The following is a 4,124-nucleotide window of genomic DNA, read 5'->3' as shown; positions in this document are numbered from 1 at the left end:
GGCGGGCCGACGGCGTGGCTGGACGATCGCCGCAGCGCGCTGACCGCGCATATCCAGCACCGCCTTTCCGGAAGCGTCGGGGGCATCGCCGCCGCCTTCGTCACCGGCGACACGGGCGCGATCACCGACGAGGATGCGGATGCGATGCGCCGTTCGGGGCTGGCGCATCTCCTGTCGATCAGCGGATTGCATGTGACCGCGGTGGTGGCGGGAACGATGCTGCTGACGCTCCGCCTGCTGGCGCTGTCGCCGTGGCTCGCGCTGCGTGCGCCGTTGCTGCTGATCGCGGTGGGGGCAGGCGCGCTCGCGGGGCTGGCTTATACGTTGCTGTCGGGCGCGGAGGTGCCGACGGTGCGGTCATGCGTTGCCGCGTTGCTGGTGCTGGCGGGAATCGCGCTCGGCCGCGAAGCGCTGACGCTGCGGCTGGTCGCGGCGGGCGCGCTGGTGGTGATGTTGTTTCGGCCGGAGGCGGTGGCGGGCCCCAGCTTCCAGCTCAGCTTCACCGCCGTGATCGCGATCATCGCGTTTCACGAGCATCCCGCCGTGCGGCGTTTCACCCGCCCGCGCGAAGAAGGCTGGGTTCACCGGACGGGACGGGGGCTGGCCATCCTGCTCGCCACCGGCCTGTTGGTCGAAGGCGCGCTGGCGCCGATCGCGGCCTATCATTTTCATCGCGCCGGCCTGTACGGCGCGCTCGCCAACGTGATCGCGATTCCGCTCACGACCTTCGTCGTCATGCCGCTGGAAGCGCTGGCGCTGCTCCTCGATGTGATGGGGCTGGGCGCGCCGTTCTGGTGGCTGGCGGGGCAAGGGCTCACGCTGCTGCTCGCGCTGGCCCGGATGGTGGCGGAGGCGCCGGGCGCCGTGGCCGCGCTTCCGTCGATGCCGCGCGGGGCGTTCCTGTCGATGGTCGGCGGCGGGCTATGGGTGGCTCTGTGGCGCACTCGCGTGCGGCGGCTGGGGATCGCGCCGATTGTCGTCGGCGCCGCCTGGGTGCTGCTGACCCCCGCGCCCGACCTGCTGGTGACGGGGGACGGCAAGCACCTCGCCATCCGGACAGCGGACGGGCTGCACCTCCTCCGCCCGCGCGCCGGGGATTATGTGCGCGAGCAGATGTCCGAAGGATCGGGCATCCAGGCGGCGGCGCTCGACCTCGACGCCATGCCGGGCGCGCGGTGCACCGCCGATGCGTGCGTCGCGGTGGTCCAGCGTGGCGACCGCGCGTGGCGCCTGCTCGCGACGCGCAGCCCATACTTCCTCGATTGGGCGGGGTTCGTTACCGCGTGTCGCTGGGCGGATATCGTCGTGAGTGACCGCCGCCTGCCGCATGCCTGCACGCCGCGCTGGCTGCGGCTCGACCGATCGGTGCTGGCGCGGACGGGCGGGGTGGCGGTTACGCTGACGAACGGGGCAGTGCGGAGTGTGTTCGACCGTGACCAGCACCCGTGGATCGCAAGGGCGGCGGCGCCGGTCAGTTCATCCGCCGCGCGGTCAGGATCCTGATCTCGGGCTCCAGCATCTGGCCACGCATCACGCCTTCGCCCTTGGTCGCAGACTTGGGCGCGACCAGGATGCGCTTCACGACATCCATCCCCTCGACGACGTGGCCGAACACGGCAAAGCCCTGATTGTCGCCTGGCTTGGTCGGGTCCGCGTCCATCGAGACGAGATCGCCGACCACGATGAAGAACTCGCTCGCCGCCGTGCCGGGGGCCAGCCGCGCCATCGCGATCGCGCCGTCGGTGTGGCTCAGCCCGGTCTGGCTGGTCGGTTCGTGCGCGATCGGTTTGAGCTGCTTCTTGGGATCGTTCTGGATCCCGCCCTGCACCAGCCCATAGCCCTCGCCGATCGGCACCGCGCGGTAGAAGGTCGCGCCGTCGAGCCGCTTCTGGTCGACATAGGTGAGGAAATTTCCGGCCGTGATCGGCGCTCGCCCGGTTTCCAGCTCCAGCACGATCGGACCCTCGGGCGTGGTGAGCGCGACCCGCGCCGTGGCCGGCCTGGGCTGCGTGGGCGGCGGTGGCGCGGCGGGGGGCTCGGTCTGGGCGACGGCCGGTGTTGCAAGCAGCAAGAGGGCGGCGAGAAGGAATCGGCGGGTGGTCATGCCTCTGTTCAACCCCGAAAGGGCATCCGCTTCAACAGCCGAGCGCCTGTACGTGCCGGTCCCTTGACTCCGTCGGTTAACGATCCGGTCGCGCCGCTGGCGCGCCGATCAGGCGCAGCGTCGCCGCGTCCGGTTCGCCGAACCAGCGACTGAGCGCTTCGCCGAATAGTTGCTCACCGGGGGCGGCGTGAGCGAACAGCGTGAGCGACGAGCGCAGCTTCGTGGAGTCGACCGAGCCGAACACCGCCTCCGCGTCGGCAGCGGGGAGCGCCTGGAGCGCCGATACGCTCTCGCGCAGCCGCGCACCGAGGAGCGGGTGGGCAAGATAGGCGCGCGCTTCGTCGAGCGACGTGATCGAGTAGTGGATCGCGGTCGGGCTGCGCCCGAGGCCGGCGATCTGGGGGAAGACGAACCACATCCAGTGGCTGCGTTTGTGTCCGCGCCTGATCTCGTCGAGCGCGGATGGATAGGTGGCCGCTTGTGCGGTGACGAAGCGGTCGAGGTCATACGGATCGGTCATGCCGGGAGAACGGCCGGCTGAGGTAAGGCGATCCCTTCGCGCCGAAGCGCCAGGGCTGCGCGACCGCCTTGCTGATCCCGATGCGCGCGCCGGCGACCACCTCCACCGGCTGACCGGTGCGCAACGCGAACGGCGGCCGATCGAGGGGAAGTCCGTCGAACGCGCCCGTGACCGCCAAAGCCTGGGCGAGCTTGCCCGGGCCCGAACAGAGCGCGCGCCTGTCCGTCAGGCCGCGCCGCTGCGCCATCACGTCGATTCCGTGCGTCGGTTCCAGCGCGCGGATCAGCACCGCGCCCCCCGCGCGCGCGCCGCCGACCAGATTGAGGCACCAGTGGATGCCGTAGATCCGATAGACATAGGCGTGACCGCCGGGCCCGAACATCGCGGCATTGCGGGCGCGCGGGCCGCCGAAGCTGTGCGAGGCGGGGTCGTCCACATCGTAGGCCTCGGTTTCGACAATGATCCCGCCGACCCCCTCGATCAGCAATTCGGCACCGATCAGAGTGCGCGCAAGTATGTCAACCGGCTGGGTCCAGAATGTCGGCGAGAAAAGATCAGGCATCGTCGCGTCATAACGCGTCGGAAATGAATGACGACATCCTGGGGGCGCTTGATCTGACTAATCTGGATTAGCTCCAGTCATTTTTCTTCGTGCGTGCGGCCCGCCTCGCCGCAGTCAAGGAACTTGCAGCCGCGCCGTTCGATTGAACGCTCAACCGCAACAGCTTGAAAATCCGGAGCGATCATGACTGATCTCACCTTGACCGGCGCGCCGGCGACCGCCGCGCGCGATGGCGACGTGCGCGCTTCCGAGGCTCCGCGTGACGAGCGAAGCGTGTCCGCGTCGATCGTCACGATCGCCCGGCCTGCGCAGGACCTGTACGATTTCTGGCGCGATTTTTCGAATCTGCCCAAGGTGATGGAAAATGTCGCCCGGATCGACGTGCTGGACGATGTCCGCTCGCACTGGGTGGTCAAGGCGCCCGGTGGCCGCACCGTGGAATGGGACGCCGTGGTGACCGAGGATCGCCCCGGTGCGCTGATCGCATGGGAATCGGTCGAAGGATCGGATGTCCGGCATTCCGGCAAGCTGGAGTTTCACGAGGTCGAGGGCAGGGGAACGGTCGTCCGCGCCGTGATTGCCTACGACCCGCCCGGCGGCCTGATCGGCGAGCTGTTGGCCAAGCTGTTTCAGCGCGAGCCCGCCTTACAGGCGCGCCGCGACCTGCGCCGCTTCAAGCAATTCATCGAAACGGGCGAGATCAGCACGTCCGCGCGGACGCGTGCCGAGGCGACCGACCTTCCCACCGCCGCCTGACCCGCTTTCAAGGAGCCGAAACCATGCGCGCCCTCACCTGGCACGGCAAGCACGACGTCCGCATCGAGACCGTCGACGATCCCGAGATCATCAACCCGCGCGACGCGATCATTCGCGTTACGTCGACCGCGATCTGCGGGTCGGATCTTCACCTGTACGACCATTACATCCCGACGATGCAG

At 69.0% G+C, this 4,124-nt stretch carries 5 protein-coding genes and 1 pseudogene; 3 read left to right on the top strand and 3 right to left on the bottom strand.

Going from position 1 to position 4,124, the window contains the following annotated elements:
- On the top strand, positions 1 to 1,503 hold a 1,503-nt coding region (locus ACOJSF_RS06520), incomplete at its 5' end, for a ComEC/Rec2 family competence protein (RefSeq protein WP_420141406.1).
- Here ACOJSF_RS06520 and ACOJSF_RS06515 read toward each other — a convergent pair.
- The 3 genes from ACOJSF_RS06515 to ACOJSF_RS06505 form a co-directional block, all read right to left on the bottom strand.
- Complete coding sequence (locus ACOJSF_RS06515; protein ID WP_420141405.1) at positions 1,472 to 2,104, bottom strand: peptidylprolyl isomerase; 633 nt, start codon at positions 2,102 to 2,104, stop codon at positions 1,472 to 1,474. The genes ACOJSF_RS06520 and ACOJSF_RS06515 overlap by 32 nt on opposite strands.
- Before the next feature lie 76 nt (positions 2,105 to 2,180).
- The gene (locus tag ACOJSF_RS06510; protein ID WP_420141404.1) at positions 2,181 to 2,624 is read right to left on the bottom strand and encodes a DUF1810 domain-containing protein; all 444 of its coding nucleotides are present in this window, start codon (positions 2,622 to 2,624) and stop codon (positions 2,181 to 2,183) included.
- Positions 2,608 to 3,186: a DNA-3-methyladenine glycosylase gene (locus tag ACOJSF_RS06505; RefSeq protein ID WP_420141403.1), complete on the bottom strand. Its 579-nt coding sequence runs from the start codon at positions 3,184 to 3,186 to the stop codon at positions 2,608 to 2,610. The genes ACOJSF_RS06510 and ACOJSF_RS06505 overlap by 17 nt, the downstream gene beginning before the upstream one ends.
- A 183-nt stretch (positions 3,187 to 3,369) precedes the next feature.
- Between ACOJSF_RS06505 and ACOJSF_RS06500 the strand changes: the two genes are divergently transcribed.
- Both ACOJSF_RS06500 and ACOJSF_RS06495 read left to right on the top strand, forming a co-directional pair.
- The gene (locus ACOJSF_RS06500; protein ID WP_420141402.1) at positions 3,370 to 3,942 is read left to right on the top strand and encodes an SRPBCC family protein; all 573 of its coding nucleotides are present in this window, start codon (positions 3,370 to 3,372) and stop codon (positions 3,940 to 3,942) included.
- A gap of 23 nt (positions 3,943 to 3,965) precedes the next feature.
- A pseudogene (locus tag ACOJSF_RS06495) lies at positions 3,966 to 4,124 on the top strand (glutathione-dependent formaldehyde dehydrogenase); the annotation flags it as partial.

This window comes from Sphingomonas sp. (genome assembly GCF_048594985.1).
Taxonomy (GTDB): Bacteria; Pseudomonadota; Alphaproteobacteria; order Sphingomonadales; family Sphingomonadaceae; genus Sphingomonas_I.
The sequence above is the reverse complement of the archived record's forward strand: the minus strand, read 5'-3'. Positions and strand labels throughout refer to the sequence as shown.

Bases quoted from the DNA above. Each gene is read 5' to 3' on its own strand.
- ACOJSF_RS06515 (WP_420141405.1), bottom strand. From the start codon at position 2,104: ATGACCACCCGCCGATTCCTTCTCGCCGCCCTCTTGCTGCTTGCAACA.
- ACOJSF_RS06510 (WP_420141404.1), bottom strand. From the start codon at position 2,624: ATGACCGATCCGTATGACCTCGACCGCTTCGTCACCGCACAAGCGGCC.
- ACOJSF_RS06505 (WP_420141403.1), bottom strand. From the start codon at position 3,186: ATGCCTGATCTTTTCTCGCCGACATTCTGGACCCAGCCGGTTGACATA.
- ACOJSF_RS06500 (WP_420141402.1), top strand. From the start codon at position 3,370: ATGACTGATCTCACCTTGACCGGCGCGCCGGCGACCGCCGCGCGCGAT.